Annotated in this window: 1 protein-coding gene; it reads right to left on the bottom strand. The window is 47.5% G+C overall.

Annotated elements, in window-relative coordinates; genetic code table 11:
* A partial coding sequence (locus A3766_RS30520) for a carbamoyltransferase HypF (protein ID WP_197479367.1) occupies nt 1-1,035 on the bottom strand: 1,035 nt, incomplete at both ends.

Here is a 1,035-nt window from a genome sequence, read left to right as displayed (position 1 = left end):
TCTCTGAGAAGCCGATTTTGGAAGCAACCTCCTGAGCAATAGACCGCTTTAGTCTGGCGCTGTTTGCTTGATTTCTCTAACCAACGAACGAGACCATCGACTAACTCGCGATGGAACAAGTATGCAGCCTGAGGTTTATTCTCCATAGCGCTTAAATAAGGAAGAAGCGGGCTAAGTAAGAGTTGGTTTTTCTCATCGATTTTGACAAGAGATTGAACGTGGTCCCTGGAGGCTGATCGAGCCAAAGACTCCAACTCTGCAGCGGCTTGCCCTTCATAAGTACACTCTTGGCGAACGCCGATTATTGAGGCGGCTGCATCGAACCACCTGCCTGCACTGCTCGTAAAATGGTGCGTTCCATTCAGAATGAAATGACTAGTGAGCTCATTCTTGAGGCTATCTGCGTAAGCTTCGAATGCCTGTTCCCTACTTGTTTTTGCCAATAGATTTGCACCAGTTCGCCAGATTTCCCGTGTGGCGATATCGCCACCAGGAATCGCTATTTTCTCAAGGTGTCCGATACGTTCTATCTGCTTCGAGTCTACATAGAATAGCTCACCACCCCAGGCTTGATTATCGTCTCCCAGGCCATTTCCATCGAGTATTAAAGCAAGCGCGGGTAGTTTTGCTTGGCCTGTTTGTTCTGCGAGTAAGGATGTCAGGTGAGCGTGATGGTGTTGAACTTTTATTAGGGGCGAGTTGCTTTTCTGCGAGTTCTTTTCAGCGAAGTGAGTACTTACATAATCTGGGTGAAGGTCTGCGCAGTATTGATCAATCCTATTGCCAAAAAGGTGTTGATAATGCGCGATGTTAGTCTGGAAACGCAGGTAGTTTTCTGGCTTGTCTAACTCGCCATGATAGGGCGATATATAGGCTTTATAGCCTTGAGTTAAGCAAAAGGTATTCTTTAAATGGGCCCCGCACGCAAGAGTGTGTGCTTGCCGATCTGCCAAAGCTATCGAGGCGGGAACTAGCCCACGAGAGCGTCTGATTAGTGCTTTGGGCTCACCTGCTTGGATTACTGAATCATCTGAA

The sequence above is a fragment of the Oleiphilus sp. HI0132 genome (assembly GCF_001635845.1).
This window is presented reverse-complemented; position numbering and strand designations above follow the sequence as displayed.